Here is a 19029-nt window from a genome sequence, read left to right as displayed (position 1 = left end):
ATGAATAATCCCTATTTAATTGCAGAAGCCGGTGTTAATCATGAAGGCAGTATTGAAACAGCATTGGAAATGGTGAAAATAGCCGCTGAATCAGGAGTAGATGCTATTAAATTTCAAACCTATAAGGCATCAAAAATAGCGTCTAAAAATTCACCAGCATATTGGGACCAATCAAAGGAACCAGCAACTTCACAGTATGAATTGTTTACTAGATACGATAATTTTGGGGAGGAGGAATATAAACTACTATATGAGGAATGTCAAAAATACAACATCGACTTTCTGTCTACACCGTTTGATTTTGAAGCCGCAAAATATTTAGCCCCTTATATGAAAGTATTTAAAGTTTCTTCTTCAGATATAACAAATAAGCCATTTTTACAATATATCGCTTCATTTAATAAGCCAATCATATTATCTGTAGGTGCATCGACGTATAGTGAGATTGCAGCAGCTGTAGAAATATTAGAAGTAGCAGGATGCAATAAAATCACATTATTACATTGCGTTCTTTCATATCCCACAAAAAATGAAGATGCTAACTTGCAATTTATACCAAGGTTGAAAGAGATGTTTCCACAGTGCGGTATAGGTTATTCTGATCACACATTACCTGATGAGAGAATGTTAATTTTAACTACAGCCTATCAATTAGGTGCAGAAGTAATTGAAAAGCATTTTACATTAGATAAATCGTTACCAGGAAACGATCATTATCATGCAATGAATGCAGATGACATTTTGAAGTTTAAAGAAAATATTAAAATGTTACATGAAATTCAAGGCCAAAGTTTTATAAGACCGCTAGATTGTGAGAAGGATGCAAGGAAATATGCACGTAGAAGTATAGTGCTTAATAAGTTTCTTGCGAAAGGGACAACTATATCTGAAAGTGATATTACCTTTAAACGGCCTGGAACGGGAATCCCACCAACATTCGTAGAAGAAGTGATTGGGAGAAAGGTCAAAGAAGATACCCAAGAAGATACAACCCTGACTTGGGATCTTATATGAGGTGATTGTGTGAAAGTGGTAGGTATTATTCAAGCGAGAATGGGATCATCCAGATTGCCGAATAAGGTTTTGTTACCTTTAGGCAGTAACGCACTGTTGGATTATGCATATCAAAGAGCAAAGAATGTTTCATTAATAGATGAAGTAATTGTAGCTACCTCGACTAATTCTAGGGATGATGCTATTGAACAATGGGCTGTTGAAAATAATGGTATTGTATTTAGGGGTAGTGAAAACGATTTGTTACTTCGTTTTGCAGATTGTGCAAAGAAGTATAATGCAGATTATATTGTAAGGATTACAGGAGATTGTCCATTCATTTCTTATGAAATGGCGAATGAACTAATAGCTAAGACTATACAGCAACAAAGTGATTATGGTTATGTTAACTCAGGTATGATTCCCATAGGACTAAAAGTCTCTATTATTAAAAGTGAAGTTTTATTTATGTTAAATGAAATGCTTATTCACCCGACTTATAGGGAGCATATTACGCTTTATATTGATGAGCATCTAAGAAAATTCAAAACAACATTACTCGAGCCTTTTGAATATATGAAACATAAGAACTTTAGACTTACTTGTGATACTAATGCAGATTATTTGTTTTTTGAAACTGTAGTGAAAGAATTAGGTGATGAAATATTGTTACCAACTGAAGATATTTTGAGTTATTTAGATGAAGAACCGCAAATTGTTGCAATTAATAACTCTGTAAAGCAAAATAGTTTTCTTGTTAAGAAGGGGCTTTAAATAATGTTGAATAAAGTATTAGTAACAGGTGGATGTGGATTTATTGGCTCTCATCTAGTTAGTGATTTATTGAATAAGGGGTTTAGGGTTGCTGTAGTTGATAATTTGTCTTCAGGGAAACTTGATAACATCGAAAATTCCCAAGTTGATTTTTACCAACTTGATATATTAGATAGTTCTCTTATAAAGGTATTTACTGAGTTTAAACCAGATTATGTTGTTCATTTAGCTGCCCAAGGAAGTGTATCAGCTTCTTTGACAAACTTTGTTTTTGATGCAGAGATTAATATCAAAGGATCATTGAAAATAATTGAAATGGCAAAAACATTTAATGTGAAAAAAATTATATTTGCATCAAGCGCAGCAGTTTATGGTGAGCCTAAGCAACTTCCTATAGGTGAAGGGCACGAATTAAATCCATTATCCCCATATGGTTTATCCAAACTCACAGTCGAAAAATACTTGAATTTAATCTTAAAGAATTTCGGAGTAAATTTCTCTGTTTTAAGGTTTAGTAATGTGTATGGAATTAATCAACGAACAGATAACGAAGGTGGAGTTATTTCTATTTTTATTGATAATATCTTAAAAGGTTCGTCACCTACTATTTATGGGAATGGAAATCAGACAAGGGATTTTATCAGCGTTAGAGATGTTAGCGAGGCAATAATTCAATCGATTTTTCATGGCAATAGGAGTGTTTTTAACATTTCAACAAATAAAGCTGTGACGATTAATGAAATTGTGGAATTAATTGCTCAGCTTTCGGACTATAATGGGCCGATAAGATATGAAGATAGTAGAGTTGGGGATATTAGTGATAGCTTATTGGATAATAGCGATGCTATGGATGCATTAGATTGGTATCCCAAAATTGATATCAAAAATGGGTTAAAAGAAGTAATTGATTATGAAAAAAATAAAGGTATTGAAACTTTTTAATTATATATTAATTAAAATTGAGTAAGCGTAAAATAGTGCCTGACTATTTTACGCTTTTTAGATATATGATCACTACTACAAGCTAATTTGGTTGGAGCATTTTGTCGAATAAATAATTTGTATTTAAAGGAGCTTAAAATGGCGGAAAATCAAAGTATTACAATACCCGCGCATCATAATATTTATAATGGTTCAACTGGTCGTAATCTACGGATTGATTTTTCGATCCCCGATTCAGGAGTAACGGCTGAAACAGGTTTGTTAATTTTTGTACCAGGCTTTGGCGCCAATATTGAATCTAAGGTCTATAAAAAAATGCGTAGCGTATTTGCAGATAAATATAACCTAGTGACACTACAATGCTCATTTTTCGGGGATGAATTTATGCAGGGGGCAGAAAATTTTAATTTGAAAAATGGTGTGAGCGAAGTAGAGAAACATCTCAATGTTGAGGAGTTAGAAGCATTTCGAAGAAATCCATCCAATTTGTTAAATTTGCTCTCTGTCAAATCGATAAGGCTTCCCGTGATAGCAAAACTTAGTGAAACGAGAGACAACTTTAATGATATGGGTTTTATGCAAGCAATTGATATCGTGACAGCTTTAGAAACGATTAAAATCATATTAAGAGAAAATGATTTGCCTTTTAATGAACGGAAAATCATTGGTTATGGTCATTCCCATGGGGCTCATCTTTTGCATTTAAGCAATCGTTTGGCTCCGCATTTGTTTTCATATATTGTCGACAACTCGGCTTGGATAGAGCCGGTATATTTATCAGCTAATCGCTGTTTATTTCAGCAATATGGCTCTATGACTTTTCAAATTGAATTCGATTATCTTGCAAAAGAAGTTGTCTTAGATAAAAAAGCGCTAAATCTCAATACGCTTTACGAAAACTTTGAGAATCATGCGAAGATGATTGTTTTTCAAGGGACAGACGACAACTTAATAGACCATCGATTGAAAGAGAAGGTCGTTTCAAAAATTAGAAATGTAGCCTTTGTATTGATTGATAAGAAGGATGTAGATAATCATACATTCAAATCTAATACACATGGCCTGAATGCTGATTTCCTGAATTTGTTTGAGTTGGCTTATGAAAAAATGGGTGAGTATACAAATATACAACCACTGAAGCCTGCTGATGAAATTCAGCTTTCGAATACAAGAATCGCTGTGGATTATACGAATGGATTACCTGTATTTACATTGAAATGAATAAAAAGTTGGGTAGGTCTTTGGATTTCCTTTTCACGATAGTCATTTGTTTGCTAGGGGCGATATGACTTAAACGAGAACCGCTTTATTATCGGCGGAAAGAAAAGTGGAAAACCTTAATTTCGAAAATACTACTACTCTCAACAGTGATATTATTCCTTGTTTTTAAATGAGTTAGATCAATGTAAACTAAATCTCAATTTAACGGATGCTCTGGAATTAGGCGGCTTATTAGGGATTTGATTATGATGTCAAGAATAGTTATCAATATACTTACAACCCACAAACCCGCTTTGGATATAGAGTACAAAGCGGATTTGTTGTGTTTTTTTACTTAGTCCGACTTTCACTACTAACTTTTATAATCATCTCAAGATATCGCTATAAATCATTATTTTTAGTATAATATAACTAACGGTAAGTGATTTAGTGGAACTATTTGCTTGTGTTTTTTTAAGATAATAAGTGAGGTAATTCTCGCCTAGCTTGTGCTTAAAAGGAAACGGGGGTTTACACATGAGAATTGCTCACAATGCTAGTGGTTTAAATACATACAATAAAATGACTAAAAATATGAAACAGGCCAATCAGGGAATGGCGAAATTATCATCAGGTACGCGCATTAACAAAGCTGCTGATGATGCCGCTGGTTTAGCGATATCTGAAAAAATGCGTACACAAATTCGGGGATTGTTGCAGGCTCAACAGAATATCCAGGATGGTATATCGCTTGTTCAAGTAGCGGATGGAGCAATGGGGGAAATTCAAGAGTTATTGCAAAGGGCTCGGGAATTAACTGTTCAATCCACGAACGATACAAATACAGATCAGGATCGGCAACATATTCAAGCAGAGGTTAACCAAATCATAAAAGAAATAGACGGAATTTCTAAACGAACGCAATTTAACACGTTGAATTTATTGAATGGAAGATATAACAAGGATGGAGATTACGTCGCTGTAGGGGGGATAAGCGATTATGTTCAATATATTACGAGTACGGGTGGAATTACTGAAACGTATAGTTATACGGATGGAGCTCAAACAAAAGATTATGCGAGTGCGGTAATCGATTTTAGTAATATTCAAACGGTCGATGATGTCCAAAAACTTGATGGAAAAGGTGTTCATTATACGTGTGCAACTTGTGATCGTGCATTTAGCATTAAATTTGTCAACGGTAATCCAGACAATTCTAATATAAATGCATATCACCCTGTTATGGAAGTAGACATTTCTAATTTGACGGATGGTGAAGGCATTGTAAATGCCATTATCGATGCGGCATATGGACAAGCAAATGTTGATTTTAATCCAATTACACCGAATTTGCCAAGTACTGCAACGGAGTTTGTGAAGCACTTTTCTAAATTGGCTGCGGATGGTGATAAATTGTATATCTATGATGATCGCCCTGAGAATAATGGGCAAAATTGGCCGACTTCAGATGGAAGAGGGGTTTTTGAGCCTATCGTTTACGGCGGATCGGGTCCGGTTGAAGATTTATTTTTGGCGTTGGTGCTTCAGACAGGAAGTAATGCAAACGAAAATCTTACAATTTGGCTTCCGAATGTGACGATTGACCAGTTAGATATCGTAAATGTGTTGGTGAATACTCAAAATAACTCAAGCAATGCCATCACTCAACTAGATAAGGCTGTTGATAGAGTATCAAATGCAAGAGCGATTGTAGGTGCTTATCAAAATCGACTAGAACATACGTATAACAATGTTTCAAATGTACATGAAAATACAACGGCTTCCGAATCACGTAATCGAGATGCGGATATGGCAAAGGAATCCATTCGTCTGGCCAAGTTTCAATTGTTAAATCAGACGGCATACACAGCCTTGACTCAAACAAACCAACGAATGGGTGCTGTTTTGAATTTGTTGAGGTAGTGTAGTGAAGGTGTCTTTTGGTGAACGCCCTATTTCATTCCAAAACGTAAGCCCCAATCAAACAACGTATATATTTGAAAAGCATCTCTTATCTATGATTGATATTTATATCAACTTGAAGGAGGTGCTTTTTTAATGCGGCAAAAGCCATTGACCTTAGTCCTCATAAGTTTATATCCCGCGTTCCGCGCCTAGTGCAGATCTACCAGCCACTTTTTATCTTCTTCTGGCTCTTGTCTCGTCAAGATCAGAATCGTTGAAGTTAATTTCCAGATTTTGGCCTTATGATGCGTCTTTAAGTACTCAAGTTAGAACGAGTACTGTAAAACAGCTATCAGCAATGCAAAGAAATGAGCCATATCGTCCAAATTCACTCAACAAAAAAACTACTAGAGCAAATCCTCTTTACACCTATAACCGATGCAACTTAAGAAGCAAATCTACTTTTTTCATGGCACGCAAATATGCTAATGATAAATCGTCGGAAAACAGTTATCCTAATGCATGGCATGAAAGCGAAGGATTTCAAACAATTGGATGTGTTGGTTGAGAAGGCAATACGACAAGTGTTTAGGGCAGAGCGGGTAAGTGAGGATGTCATTGAACAGTACATGAAGGCGGCGGGGGATGTAGCGTTTTATAAGACGAAGAATCGTTCGCTGGTCGCTAGGTTGAATCAGGCGTGCGATTATGTTTGGCTGTATGCTGCTGAACTCGATTCAAGTGAACCTATTAATGTACGAATTGGAAAGAAAGCGAGCAGTTTGTTGGTCGGTGACGGAAAGTGCAGGCGATTTACCCGTCCGAGGAAATGTTTAAGGATTTGGCAGCACTCGTGGACGGAGCGATTTTCGATGCGGAGGCAGCTGTGTTACATGTGTCGATGGAATTGATGGGGCATCCCATTCGGAGAAGGTTGGTCGTTCCACTTGATATGAAATTCCAGGACTTCCATCAAATTTTCCAAATTGCGTTTGGTTGGCACGATTATCATCTTCACGAATTTTATCAATATGATGAGTCTGAGACGGACAAGTTTCAAAGCAGGCAAACAAACCGCCAGAAGTTAAATATTGTGATGGATGAAGAGGCTTTCGAGTACGCAAATGATGTTGAAATGATATTGGAAGAAGGACTGTTGTTGTCGGATTTCATACCGTCGCATACGTTTATAAAATATGTTTATGACTTTGGGGACAATTGGCGACACGATATTATCGTCGAGGAAATTTTAACAAAGCAAAATCTTTCATCGCCAATTTATTTGGCAGGAGAAGGAACAGCACCGCACGAAGATTGTGGTGGTGAGCCAGGATTCAATGCGTTTTTGGGAATTATGAATGATCCATCGCATGACGAACATGACTCTATGAAAGCATGGGCAAGGATGCAATTGTATAGAGAGTTTGATATAAATTAAGTGGAGAGGAGATTGAGGGGATTTTAGCTTAATCTTTCCTACTCACAACGAATAAACCCGCATCGGACATAAAGTCCAAAGCGGGTTTTGTCATTTCTTCTACTCAATCCTCAATCCCGAAACGGGTCATCACTCAATCCAGCTTCCACTACAAGCTTCGCATATTCCTGCGCAGCAAATAGCGAATGGTCGCGATAGTTCCCGCATTCGAGTGCAGAAACAGCAGGAATGTATTCGGTTGTAATGACTTTTTCGAGTACGGTTGTTAAGGCAGTGGCGACGTCTTTTGGGTCATGTTCGTCCCAGATAATCATGTAAAAGCCGGTGCGGCATCCCATTGGGGAGATGTCGACAATTCCCGTTAGTTCGTCGCGCATATAGGTTGCTAGCAAATGCTCCAGTGTGTGAACCGCTGAAGTGGGCATTGCGTCATGATTGGGTTGTAAAAAGCGTAGGTCGTATTTTTGAAGCGAGCTACCTTTTTCGTGTTGTTCGGTACCCGCGAGGCGTACATAAGGTGCTTTTACTTTTGTGTGGTCTAAAAGAAAACTTTCAACTTGTGCCATGTTTTATCATCCTTTCACTTTGACATCTAAACTATCACATCTCACCTAGCAAAGTAAACCCCTTTGAACCAAGATTATGAAAATGATGATTATTCAGTTGACAGAGAAAGGAAAGCGCGATACGATACTCTTTAATTATTCATATTGAATTACTAGGTATTAGTGATGTGAATGTTATTGATGTAGGGGGAGCGCGTATGTATTGTATGGATTTAACGGGGAAAGTTGCCGTTGTTACGGGAGGAACACAGGGTATTGGTCGTGCGATTACTGACGCATTATTGGAAAGTGGTGCACAAGTGGCGGTCGTCGATCGAGCGGTGAACGGAGTGCAGGTGAATGATGGTTTATTAGCAATTCAAGCGGATGTTGTGCAAAGTGATCAGGTTGAAGTAATGGTAGAAAAAGTGGTGAACCACTTTGGAAGAGTAGATATTTTAGTAAACAACGCAGGGATATCTTCCATGGATTATGCGGTTGATATTCAAGAAAGTGATTGGGATCGAGTTATGGACGTCAATGCCAAGGGTGTGTATTTATGCAGTCAATCTGTGGCGCGTGTTTTACAGAAGCAGGGGCAGGGTGGAAAGATTATTAACATTTCTTCACAGGCTGGGAAAAATGGCTATCGTTTGATGGGCAGTTATGTCGCTTCGAAGCATGCGGTGCTAGGATTGACCAAAGTGATGGCATTGGAGCTGGCCAAAGATCAAATCAATGTCAATGCGGTATGTCCAGGGATTGTGGAGACAGATATGAAACGTAACGAGCGGGTTATTGGTGGGGAGTTAAGGGGGCTCGATGCAGAGGCGATTAAAGCGGAAGATTGCTCGCAAGTGCCACTAGGTAGAACGGCAACTCCGCAGGATATTGCAAATGTTGTAGTCTTTTTAGCATCCAAGTACTCGGATTATATGACGGGGCAAGGGATTAATGTGACAGGTGGCATGACGATGAATTGAGGGGGAGGGGTCTGTATGTCGAATGGGGAAGTGAAAAAGGGGAGTCTTGTTGCACTCTTTCCGTTATTGGTTTTTGTACTGCTATTTATCGGATCGGGTATTTTGACAAAAGACTTTTCGAGTATGCCGTTAAATGTTGCGATTATCATTGCTGGGGCTGTTGCACTTGCGATGAATCGAAAAGAGAAGTTTGCGAAAAAGATTGATATTTTCACAAAAGGTGCAGGGCATCCGAATATTATTTTAATGGCTGTTATTTTTATTTTAGCGGGTGCTTTTGCAGGTGTTGCAAGAGGGATGGGCGCGGTTGAATCTACCGTGAACCTAGGGCTATCGTTATTGCCTGCGAACTATTTAATGATTGGGCTGTTTGTGATTGGCTGCTTTATTTCCATCTCGATGGGGACTTCGATGGGAACGGTTGTGGCATTGGCACCGATTGGCGTAGGCATTGCGAGTCAAACAGATATCCCGATGGCATTGGCGATGGCGACGGTCATTGGTGGCGCAATGTTTGGGGATAACTTGTCGATGATTTCAGATACGACGATTGCGGCGGTGCGAACCCAGCAGACGAAAATGAAAGATAAGTTCAAGGTAAACTTTTTGATTGTATTGCCGGGTGCTATTTTAACCGCAATTATTCTGGGGGTTATTACAAGTGGGAATACGGCTACACTGACTGGCAACTACGAGTACGAGTTGTTGAAGATTCTGCCTTATATCGCTGTTTTGGTGGCGGCGTTAGCGGGTGTACATGTGCTGATTGTCTTGATTGGTGGCACGGTTTTTGCGGGATTGATTGGAATGGTGGATGGCTCTTATACGATCAGCAGTTTTTTGCAAGCTGTTGCGAGTGGCATTATCAGTATGGAGGACTTGGCAATCGTTGCGATTCTGATTGGTGGAGTTGTAGGGATTATCAAGCATAACGGTGGGATTGATTATCTGCTGTATTTTATCTCTAGTAAGATTAAATCAAAAAAGGGTGCGGAATTTGGTATCGCAGGATTGGTCAGTGTGGCAGATATTGCGACGGCGAATAATACGATATCGATTGTGATCACGGGACCATTGGCAAAGAGTATTTCGGATGAGTATGGGGTGGACCCGAGGAAATCGGCAAGCTTGCTAGATACATTTTCGAGTTGCTGGCAAGGGATTTTGCCGTATGGCGGTCAACTGCTCGCCGCTGCTGGGTTAGCCTCGATTTCACCGGTCAGTATTATGCCTTATTCGTTTTATCCGATTCTGATGGCGCTTTGTGGAATTATTGCGATTCTGATTGGGTATCCAAAGTTTCAGGAGACAGTTAAGACGGTGGAGGTTCCGTTAGTTGTAGAGGAGGACCCGGCTTTGGTATCGGATAAAGGGTGAGGATTGCTGAGTTAATCAGCAGTAGTTCCTGTATAACAGAAGCGTAAAAAGTGTCAAATTCCAAGTTTAGCTATAAATCATTAAAATAGCCCTTCCATCGAGTACATATCTCAATGGAAGGGCTGTTTTTTGTGCTATACTGTTTTCTGGAGACTTCTGTGTGTAATCCTGAAATAGGTCGTTGTATTTCGGATGTAAAAAGCGTAAGCCCTATTTGGAAGTGGGTTAGCTTTGTCTCGTTTAAAGGGGTCTGCACTTTAGCATGATTTAATAAAACGTTCAAATTGCACCATTATACTATCTATGCTATCACATGCCTTATACCGAAGTAAACCTTTTTGAATTAAAATTATGAAAATAGCGAGGATTCCGTCTGTGGAGATAGACGGACAATAAATGAGTAAATACGAGCATTTTCAAGATGAATGGAGTGTGAATGATGTCAAATCATGAAGGGACAAAGGGCAATCTATTGGCGTTTTTACCGCTAATTGTTTTTGTCGTCCTTTTTATCGGTTCGGGCATGTTAACGAATGATTTTTCGACGATGCCATTGAACGTTGCGATATTGATTGCTTCAGCAATTGCGTTGTTGATGAATCGCAAGGAAACGTTTAGTAAAAAGGTAGATGTTTTTACGAAGAGTGCAGGGCATCCGAATATTATTTTAATGGCCGTCATATTTATTTTAGCGGGTGCGTTTGCAGGTGTTGCGAAGGGGATGGGGGCAGTTGAATCGACTGTGAATCTAGGTTTGTCCTTGTTGCCAGCGAATTTGTTGATGGTTGGATTGTTTGTTATCGGGTGTTTCATATCCATTTCGATGGGGACATCGATGGGGACGATTGTTGCATTGGCACCGATAGGGGTTGGAATTGCGGGGCAAACGGAAATTCCGGTGGCGTTGGCCATGGCAACCATTGTGGGTGGTGCCATGTTCGGTGATAATTTGTCGATGATTTCGGATACGACGATTGCGGCGGTCCGAACGCAGCATACGAAAATGAAAGATAAGTTTAAGGTGAATTTTTTGATTGTATTGCCTGCGGCACTTATTACACTTGTGATTCTTGGTGTGCTGACACGTGGCAATGCTGTGGAACTTGCCGGGGATTACCCGTATGACTGGGTGAAAATCCTTCCTTATCTTGGTGTATTAGTGGCGGCACTTGCGGGCACGCATGTATTAGTCGTCTTGGTTGGTGGGACGATTTTTGCGGGTGTTATTGGCTTGCTGGATGGCTCTTATCAAATGAGTAGCTTATTACAGGCGACTGCTGAAGGGATTATGACGATGGAAGATTTGGCGATTGTCTCGATTTTAATCGGGGGGATTATCGGCATTATCCAATATAACGGCGGGATCGATTATTTACTGCGTATGATTACGCGGAATATTAAGTCGAAAAAAGGGGCCGAGTTTGGGATTGCCGGGCTTGTCAGTGCGGCGGATATTGCGACTGCGAATAATACAATTGCGATTATTATTACCGGTCCGTTGGCGAAGAGCATTGCGGATGAGTATGGGGTGGATCCTCGCAAGTCGGCGAGTTTGTTGGATACGTTCGCAGGCTGTTGGCAAGGGATTTTACCTTATGGCGCCCAATTACTCGCCGCCGCTGGACTCGCTGCGATTTCACCGGTGAGCATAATGTTGTATTCGTTTTACCCTGTGTTGATGGGGATTTGTTGTGTGATAGCCATTTTGATTGGCTATCCGAAGTTTAAACGGACAGATGATGCTTCGGCTTCTATATCTAAATGATGAAAACCCCGCTCCAGACATTTTTTAATCTGAGGCGGGGTTTGTCGTTTCACTACACTTTAAATCGGTTCACAGCTTGACTCAATTCCTCACTCAATTCCGTTAGCATTTCTGCTGCTTCTGTTACGGATTGAATGGCGCGTAGTTGCTCGTCTGTGGAGGCGCTGACTTCCTCACAAGCAGCGGCTGTTTCTTGTGAAGTAGCGGCCATTGTTTGGATTGTTTCAGCGACGTCTTCTTTGTGAGCAGCGACTTTTTGGATTTCTGTATAAACGGCATCAATGGAATCTTGCATATCTGCCATTAACGTAGAGATTTCGCCGAAAGTTGTTTCGGTGTCATTGACGACAGTACTTTGGCGTTGGAAGTTGTCGCGTGTGTCGTTCATTTGTTGAGTGACGAGTTGTGATTCGGCTTGTAGTTCTTGAACTGTCACTTTGACTTCTTCTGTTGAATGTGCGGATTGTTCTGCAAGTTTTCGTACTTCATCCGCAACGACAGCGAAGCCTTTGCCATGTTCACCTGCACGCGCCGCTTCAATGCTAGCGTTGAGCGCTAGTAGATTCGTTTGTGCTGAAATTTCAGTGATGGTTTCCATAACTCCACCGATTGCTTTTACTTTTGTTTCGAGTGTGCTGATGACCTCGGACATGGAGTGCAGGTTCGTTTCCCAGTCGCCGAATGATTGTTTTAGTTGTTGCATTTGGCTTTGTCCATTGGTATTCATTTCCCCAGCTTTTGTAGCGATGTCTGACATGACGCCAGCTTTTGTCGTGATTTCGTTAATTTGTTGCCCGAGTAGGTCGGAGCGTTCAGTAACGACTTCAGCATCTTCGGCGGATCTTGATGCACCTTGTGCGATTTCGGTTACCGCATGTGCAACTTCTTCACTGGAGGCATTGGTTTCTTCAGCTACTGCACTCAAGCTTTCGGAATTGGCACGAACGTTTGATGCAGAGTCGTTGACGACTGTAATGATGGCGTTCATATTATCGATCATGGTGTTGAAGTTTTTGCCGAGTTCGCCGATTTCATCATTCGTTTTGATGTCGGAGCGAACGGTTAAATCACCTTGAGAAACAGCGTCCATTAAAGTATTGACTTGTCCGAGTGGCTTAATCATTCGACTAATCATGATGTATAGCGCGGCGAAAATAACGAATAACGTAATCAGCGCAGCAATTGCCATTGAGATGCGTAAATCATTAGCCATCTCGTTGATATTTTTTTCATCATAGATAGCTACCACTTTCCAGCCGAATTGCGGGATTGTAGTGTACATAAGCACTTTGGGGATATTTTCATGGACATAATAAATGGTTCCTTGTTCAGCATCGTTGTTGTACATGTCTCTAAAGTAGGAGAGATTCATTAAATTTTCCCCTTGTAATATTGGATGAGCAATTGCTGTGCCTTCCGTATCGAATATGGCAGGGAAGCCCTCATAGCCAACATCACTTGCTGCAATTTTTTCAGTCAGAGCGTTCAGTTGAACGTCGAGACCAACGACGCCAATGAGTTTTCCATCTGCATGGACAGTGGTAGAAGCGGTGATGACCAAATCGCCTGTGCCTTTATCAATATAAGGTGAGGACCACTGTACTTCATTTGGCTGAGCTGTAGCGTTTGTGTACCATTCACGTTGAGTAGGATCGTAATCAGGACCAAGATCTACGTAAGGGATGTTGATATGCTGGTTTGGATTTGAATAATACACTTTTACTGCGTCACTGTACAATGTTAAAAATTGTGTGAGATCCTCATCGAGTGCATCACGTAAAATTTGCGGAGCAGTTTGTTCGTCAAGAACAAAGTCTGTAATGGAGCTCGAATTTGCTAATTGTGCCAGGCCTTTCCCATATTGTTCGAGATAGTTTTCGATGGCAGCGCTCATTTGGGAAACAAATGCACCGCTTGAGTTAATGATACTTTCATCGGTTTTCGTTTTCACTTGTGTGCTGCTAATGGCGGTCATTGTGGATATCCCGATGAGGAATAACACCATGACAGTCAAGATAATTTTTGTTTTGATGGATCTAAACATATGTAGCACCTTCTCTTTCGACCTTATTATAATAGTATCTATAAAACTTTCGGTCTTTTTATTCGTTTGTTTAGGTAAAGATGAATAATAATAAGATTCGGAATAGAGGCCCTTTAGCTGATGCTTTGCTTTCAGTACACGAAATTTGTTGTATAAAGAGAAAAACCCGCTTAAGACTTCATATCTAGGCGGGTTTTGTTGCTTGATTATACTGTAAATCGGTTAACAGCTTGACTCAATTCCTCACTCAATTCTGTTAGCGTTTCTGCCGCATCCGTTACAGATTGGATGGCGCGCAGTTGTTCATCTGTGGAAGCACTGACTTCCTCGCAAGCGGCGGCTGTTTCTTGTGAAGTAGCGGCCATTGTTTGGATTGTTTCAGCGACATCTTCTTTATGTGCTGCGACTTTCTGGATTTCTGAATAGACAGCATCGATGGAATCTTGCATATCAGCCATCAACGTAGAGATTTCCCCGAAAGTCGTTTCAGTGTCGTTGACAACGGTTCCTTGACGATGGAAGTTTTCGCGTGTGTCGTTCATTTGTTGGGTGACAAGTTGTGATTCTGCTTGTAGCTCTTGCACTGTGACTTTTACTTCTTCTGTCGAGCGTGCTGATTGTTCCGCGAGTTTACGAACTTCATCCGCCACGACAGCAAAGCCTTTGCCGTGTTCACCAGCGCGTGCTGCTTCGATGCTAGCGTTTAGTGCCAGTAGATTCGTTTGTGCTGAAATTTCAGTGATGGTTTCCATAACACCGCCGATTGCCTTCACTTTTGTTTCAAGTGTGCCAATCACTTCGGACATGGATTGTAAATTCGTTTCCCAGTCATTGAAGGAGAGTTTTAGTTGTTGCATTTGGCCTTGTCCATCGGTGTTCATTTCACCAGCTTTTGTAGCGATGTCTGACATGACGCCGGCTTTCGTCGTGATTTCGTTAATTTGTTGACCAAGTAGGTCGGAGCGTTCGGTAACGATTTCTGCGTCTTCAGCGGATCTTGCTGCACCTTGTGCGATTTCGTTAACTGCATGTGCGACTTCCTCGCTGGATGCGTTTGTTTCTTCAGCCACTGCACTCAAGCTTTCGGAACTTGCCCGAACGTTTGAAGTCGAGTCATTGACGACTGTAATAATGGCGTTCATATTGTCAATCATGGTGTTGAAATTGTTGCCAAGCTCGCCGATTTCATCTTTTGTCTTGATGTCGGAGTGAACGGTTAAATCGCCTTTGGAGACGGAATCCATTAAGGTGTTGAGCTGGCTTAGTGGTTTGATGGTTCGGCTAATGATGAAGTACGATGCTAAGAAAATAACAAGCAATGTGATCAATGCAATGATCATCATGGAATTGCGTAAGTCGTTAGCGGTGGCATTGATATTCTTTTCTTGATAGATTGCAGAGACTTTCCAACCGAAATTGGGTAAGGTAGCGTACACATTCACAAAATCGGTACCTTCATGTGCATAGTATGCGACGCCTTGATTGTTACCTTCTGTATACATGTCCGCGATAAACGGTAGATTCATATAGTTTTCTCCAGCTGTGTAGGGATGGGCAACGACGTTCCCTTCTGTATCAAGAACCATTGGAAACCCACCGTAACCTACATCACTAGCTGCTACAGTATCTGCGAGTGCAGTTAGTTCAACGTCCAGGGCAAGAACACCGATGACTTTGCCATTCGATTGGACGGCTTTGGATGCCGCGATGACTAGTTCGCCTGTTGCTGAGTCGATGAATGGGCTAGACCATTGGATAATATCGGGCTGTGCAACGGCATTTTGATACCATTCACGTGTTGTCGGGTCAAAATCAGCTCCGAGATCAGCCTGTGGCATGATGATGATATCCTGAGTGGGGAGCGCTAGATAGACAGATGTTGCATCTTCATAGAAGCTGAGGAAACTGTCGAATTCTTTTTCGAGTGCGGGAATGGGATTATGTGTTGGATTGTCTTCGCTAGGAAGTGTGAAATCTGTCACTGTCGGCGTTGTAGACAGTTGTCCAATGCCTTTCCCATATTGCCCGAGAAAGTTCTCCATGGCGAAGCTAATTTCGTTGACGAGTGCTGCACTAGCATCTGTGGCACTTTTTTCAGTCGTGTTTTTCACTTGGGTACTGCTGATGGTTGTCATTGCCGCTATCCCGATTACAAATAGCACCATGACAGTCATGATAATTTTTGTTTTGATGGATCTAAACATATCTATTGAACACCTTCTCTTTCGTCCTGTTTAAATAGGTCACTATAAAAGATTTTCGGCTTTTCTATACAATTGTTTAGCGATAAGAAGAAAATACTAAGCTTGGCAATAGCATTGGAATTCAGTTTATAGGATAAAAAACATAAAACCCACTCTGGATGTATTGTCCAGAATGGGTTTCAGTTTTTATACTTTAAATCGATTAACGGCTGTGCTCAATTCCTCGCTCAACTCCGTTAGCGTTTCTGCTGCATCCGTTACGGATTGGATGGCGCGTAGTTGTTCGTCTGTGGAGGCACTGACTTCTTCGCAGGCAGCGGCTGTTTCTTCAGAAGTGGCTGCCATCGTTTGGATTGTTTCTGAGACGTCCTCTTTATGAGATGTGACTTTCTGGATTTCTGTATAGACGGCAGCGATGGAGTCTTGCATATCGGCCATCAAGGTAGAGATTTCCCCGAAAGTCGTTTCGGTATCATTGACGACTGTTCCTTGACGCTGGAAGTTGTCACGTGTGTCGTTCATTTGTTGGGTGACAAGTTGTGATTCTGTTTGTAGTTCTTGAACGGTCACTTTAACCTCTTCTGTAGAACGCGCCGATTGTTCTGCGAGTTTTCGTACTTCATCTGCCACGACAGCGAAGCCTTTACCGTGTTCGCCAGCGCGTGCTGCTTCAATGCTGGCATTCAGTGCGAGTAAATTGGTTTGTGCTGAAATTTCGGTGATTGTTTCCATGACACCGCCGATTGCTTTCACTTTTGTTTCTAGTGTGCCGATGACTTCGGACATGGAGTGTAGGTTCGTTTCCCAGTCGCCGAAGGATTGTTTGAGCTGTTGCATTTGGCCTTGACCATTGGTATTCATTTCCCCAGCTTTTGTAGCGATGTCGGACATGATGCCAGCTTTCGTTGTGATTTCGTTAATTTGCTGACCAAGAAGGTCGGAGCGTTCGGTAACGATTTCAGCATCTTCAGCGGATCTTGATGCACCGTGTGCAATTTCGTTGACTGCGTGTGCAACCTCTTCACTGGAAGCGCTCGTTTCTTCCGCAACTGCACTCAAACTTTCGGAACTTACGCGAACGTTTGATGCGGAGCTATTGACGACCGTAATGATGGCATTCATGTTGTCAATCATGATGTTGAAGTTGCGCCCGAGTTCACCAATCTCATCATTGCTCTTAATGTCGGTGCGAACGGTTAAATCCCCTTGCGAAACAGAGTCCATTAGTGCGTTTACTTGTCCAAGTGGTTTGATGGTTCGGCTAATCATGATGTACAATGCAGCAAAGATGACGAATAACGTCACGAGTGCAACGATGACCATCGAGATGCGTAGGTCATTGGCCATTTCATTAATATTTTTTTCATCATAGACGGCTAACACTTTCCAACCGAATTCTGGGAGTGTAGAGTAAATCAGCACTTTCGGGACATTTTCATGGACATAATGAATCACGTCCCGTTCGGAATCGTTTTTGTACATTTCAGTGATGTAAGGGAGGTCCATTAAGTTATCACCTTGTAATGTAGGGTGGGCAATGGCTGTTCCTTCCGTATCAAATATGGCTGGGTAGCCCTCGTAGCCAATGTCGCTCGCTGAAATTGTATCGGTGAGTGCAGCAAGTTGGACATCGAGGCCGACGACACCGATGACTTTGCCATTTGTTTGTACCGCTTTTGAAGCGCTAATAACGAATTCGCCCGTTGCTTCGTCAATATAAGGATTTGTCCAGTGTACCGTGTCGGGATTTACCATCGCTAGCGTATACCAATCACGTGTTGTGGGATCAAAGTCCTCTCCGAGATCAGAGTAAGGCGAAATCACGGTTTGTTTAGTCGGTAATGTTAAGTAGATAGATGATGCATCGGCATAAGGACCAAGGAAGTTTTCAAATACAGAATTGATGGCTTGAAGTTGGCTACTTACGGCTTCTCCATTGCCTGCTTCTGCAAATTCAATAACCGTAGGTGAGGTAGCAATTTGAGTGAGGCCTTTGTCATACTGACCGAGAAAGTTCTCAATGATATAGCCTATCTCGTTAACGAGTGTACCACTCGAATTAATGATGCTTTCTTCTGTATTATTTTTCACCTGTGTACTACTAATTATTGTCATAATGGATATTCCGATGAGAAATAGTACCATGACCGTTAAAATGATTTTAGTTTTGACGGATTTAAACATATCGAAACACCTTCCTTTTCTTAATTTTTAAAAAGAGACCACTTACTGTGAATTTCGGTTTATTCAATCATTTGTTTAGAGTTGGATTAATAATAAGAGGGTTCAGAATAATGATTTAATGCAGGGTTTATTGAACCTGTAGCGACTAGGCGATATTCATCTGTTCAAATAGATAGTATATTGAAGGGGAAAGAGTAAAATTCAGTACTTTTTATTGTCAATTGGCTCAACTTCCTTTTGGATATGCCGATATAATTTGTAATGGAAGTTCTCATGAACAGGGAGGTTTGAGGAATGGTCAGTCGTATGGATAGTGGAACTGTGACGCATCAAGCAAGCGTTTCAGTAGAAAAAGCGGCACCGGACATGGATGTCCAGGTTATTCCAGTGAAAGCCGTTGCAGAGAAAGTACAGCCGCAAGCCGACCAAGAACAACAGTTGTCAGCAGAGAAAGCAAAGCAAATGACAGACAGTATGAACACATTTTTGGCGAGTGCCAATACGCAATTGCGATTTAAGTTTCATGATAAGCTCAACGAATACTATGTCACGGTTGTCGATTCGACAACCGACGAAGTCATTCGGGAAATCCCATCCAAGAAATTGATGGATATCCATGCGGCGATGCGTGAATTTGTAGGCTTATTGGTAGATCAAAAAATATGATGAGAAGGT

The 19029-nt window shown here is 41.0% G+C and carries 14 protein-coding genes; 10 read left to right on the top strand and 4 right to left on the bottom strand.

The window, feature by feature from the left end:
- The 6 genes from MKY34_RS20670 to MKY34_RS20645 all read left to right on the top strand — a co-directional run bounded on the left by MKY34_RS20670 (window position 1) and on the right by MKY34_RS20645 (window position 7252).
- Window positions 1–1014 carry an N-acetylneuraminate synthase family protein gene (locus MKY34_RS20670; RefSeq protein WP_342512986.1) on the top strand — a complete coding sequence of 338 codons (1014 nt, stop codon included), beginning with the start codon at window positions 1–3 and terminating at the stop codon, window positions 1012–1014.
- A 9-nt stretch (window positions 1015–1023) separates the two neighbouring features.
- Entirely contained in the window at window positions 1024–1767 is a 744-nt protein-coding gene (locus tag MKY34_RS20665; protein ID WP_342512985.1) for a glycosyltransferase family protein, read from the top strand.
- A 3-nt stretch (window positions 1768–1770) separates the two neighbouring features.
- Window positions 1771–2709, top strand: a complete 939-nt coding sequence (locus tag MKY34_RS20660; RefSeq protein WP_342512984.1) for an NAD-dependent epimerase/dehydratase family protein — start codon at window positions 1771–1773, stop codon at window positions 2707–2709.
- A 138-nt stretch (window positions 2710–2847) separates the two neighbouring features.
- The gene (locus tag MKY34_RS20655; RefSeq protein WP_342512983.1) at window positions 2848–3930 is read left to right on the top strand and encodes a DUF2920 family protein; all 1083 of its coding nucleotides are present in this window, start codon (window positions 2848–2850) and stop codon (window positions 3928–3930) included.
- Between the two features lie 516 nt (window positions 3931–4446).
- Entirely contained in the window at window positions 4447–5832 is a 1386-nt protein-coding gene (locus MKY34_RS20650; RefSeq protein WP_342512982.1) for a flagellin, read from the top strand.
- Window positions 5833–6616: 784 nt separating this feature from the next.
- On the top strand, window positions 6617–7252 hold the full coding sequence (locus MKY34_RS20645; RefSeq protein ID WP_342512981.1) for a plasmid pRiA4b ORF-3 family protein: 636 nt from the start codon (window positions 6617–6619) through the stop codon (window positions 7250–7252).
- Between the two features lie 110 nt (window positions 7253–7362).
- Here MKY34_RS20645 and MKY34_RS20640 read toward each other — a convergent pair whose 3' ends face one another.
- Window positions 7363–7818, bottom strand: a complete 456-nt coding sequence (locus tag MKY34_RS20640) for an S-ribosylhomocysteine lyase (RefSeq protein ID WP_342512980.1) — start codon at window positions 7816–7818, stop codon at window positions 7363–7365.
- 197 nt (window positions 7819–8015) lie between these two features.
- Here MKY34_RS20640 and MKY34_RS20635 point away from each other — a divergent pair, with 197 nt between their 5' ends.
- From MKY34_RS20635 to MKY34_RS20625, 3 genes are all read left to right on the top strand, one after another.
- A complete protein-coding gene (locus MKY34_RS20635) occupies window positions 8016–8780 on the top strand; it encodes an SDR family NAD(P)-dependent oxidoreductase (protein ID WP_342512979.1) in 765 nt (254 codons plus the stop codon).
- Window positions 8781–8795: 15 nt separating this feature from the next.
- On the top strand, window positions 8796–10157 hold the full coding sequence (locus MKY34_RS20630; protein ID WP_342512978.1) for a Na+/H+ antiporter NhaC family protein: 1362 nt from the start codon (window positions 8796–8798) through the stop codon (window positions 10155–10157).
- Between the two features lie 439 nt (window positions 10158–10596).
- Entirely contained in the window at window positions 10597–11922 is a 1326-nt protein-coding gene (locus MKY34_RS20625; protein WP_342512977.1) for a Na+/H+ antiporter NhaC family protein, read from the top strand.
- 52 nt (window positions 11923–11974) lie between these two features.
- Here MKY34_RS20625 and MKY34_RS20620 read toward each other — a convergent pair whose 3' ends face one another.
- The 3 genes from MKY34_RS20620 to MKY34_RS20610 all read right to left on the bottom strand — a co-directional run bounded on the left by MKY34_RS20620 (window position 11975) and on the right by MKY34_RS20610 (window position 18354).
- The gene (locus MKY34_RS20620; RefSeq protein ID WP_342512976.1) at window positions 11975–13966 is read right to left on the bottom strand and encodes a methyl-accepting chemotaxis protein; all 1992 of its coding nucleotides are present in this window, start codon (window positions 13964–13966) and stop codon (window positions 11975–11977) included.
- A gap of 206 nt (window positions 13967–14172) precedes the next feature.
- Entirely contained in the window at window positions 14173–16170 is a 1998-nt protein-coding gene (locus MKY34_RS20615; RefSeq protein WP_342512975.1) for a methyl-accepting chemotaxis protein, read from the bottom strand.
- Window positions 16171–16356: 186 nt separating this feature from the next.
- The gene (locus MKY34_RS20610) at window positions 16357–18354 is read right to left on the bottom strand and encodes a methyl-accepting chemotaxis protein (protein ID WP_342512974.1); all 1998 of its coding nucleotides are present in this window, start codon (window positions 18352–18354) and stop codon (window positions 16357–16359) included.
- 294 nt (window positions 18355–18648) lie between these two features.
- Here MKY34_RS20610 and flaG point away from each other — a divergent pair, with 294 nt between their 5' ends.
- Window positions 18649–19020: a flagellar protein FlaG gene (gene flaG, locus MKY34_RS20605; protein WP_342512973.1), complete on the top strand. Its 372-nt coding sequence runs from the start codon at window positions 18649–18651 to the stop codon at window positions 19018–19020.
- The last annotated feature ends 9 nt before the right edge of the window (window positions 19021–19029 follow it).

The sequence above is a fragment of the Sporosarcina sp. FSL K6-1522 genome, from assembly GCF_038622445.1.
In the GTDB taxonomy this organism is placed as follows: Bacteria; Bacillota; Bacilli; order Bacillales_A; family Planococcaceae; genus Sporosarcina.
This window is presented reverse-complemented; position numbering and strand designations above follow the sequence as displayed.